The sequence below is a fragment of the Coprococcus sp. RTP21204st1_G4_RTP21204_210225 genome, from assembly GCF_040915385.1.
Classification (GTDB): domain Bacteria; phylum Bacillota; class Clostridia; order Lachnospirales; family Lachnospiraceae; genus Allocoprococcus; species Allocoprococcus comes.
Genome location: NZ_JBCPDP010000059.1, coordinates 857 through 1,572, shown reverse-complemented (window position 1 = coordinate 1,572; position 716 = coordinate 857). Strand labels below are relative to the sequence as shown.

The 716-nt window shown below is 48.6% G+C and carries 1 protein-coding gene; it reads left to right on the top strand.

Features of this window, described 5'->3' with window-relative positions:
- A partial coding sequence (locus AB5213_RS17070) for a hypothetical protein (protein WP_368277026.1) occupies window positions 1-545 on the top strand: 545 nt, incomplete at its 5' end.
- Window positions 546-716: the final 171 nt, after the last annotated feature.

The following is a 716-nucleotide window of genomic DNA, read 5'->3' as shown; positions in this document are numbered from 1 at the left end:
CCCATGCACAGGCACTGGATGGCAGGGCCGAAATGCCCGCGTATGACATTGTTGTATATTTTGCCACTGAGACCGAGGGCAAGAGCCGATGTCTGGTCCTTCTCCATACGGTTACCGCCATTGATGAATTCATTATAGCATATCTCGGCATCTTCGGCATTATTGAGCTGGAAGTTGTCATAACCCTGATTCTCATAGATATTACGGTATATGCGGGTGTTGTACAAGTGGTGCGCACGGTATCTGACCTCCTCCCCGTTGCTGTTGGTACCGGTATAATAATTAGGACTGTAGTGTCCCAGATAGCTCCCTTCTCCGACCGTGTCATGAATATGGTTATGATGGAGCCTGAGATTTTCCAGCCTATAGGCAGGCCACCACCCCTGGGGGTTATCGGCCGTGGGGTCTGTCTTGATCATGAATCCGTCAAAATCCGCCTTGTCGATCTCGATACCAAAGAATTCAAGCTCGTTCGAATAGTTGGTGACTTGTATGGCGATATTCGCAAATTCCGGCATGGCAATCATTCTGAACCCCTTATCTAGATTATGATAGCCCCTACCGTCAAAGACGATATGGGCGCAGTCATTGAAGAGTATGCCGAACCAATAGAACCAGTTGAATTCAAACGGCTCCTCAGTATCTATCGTGAAAATGATCGGATTCTCCCGCGTGCCCTTGAAATTGTCAAGACGCAGACGCATGGGGTATCTCTC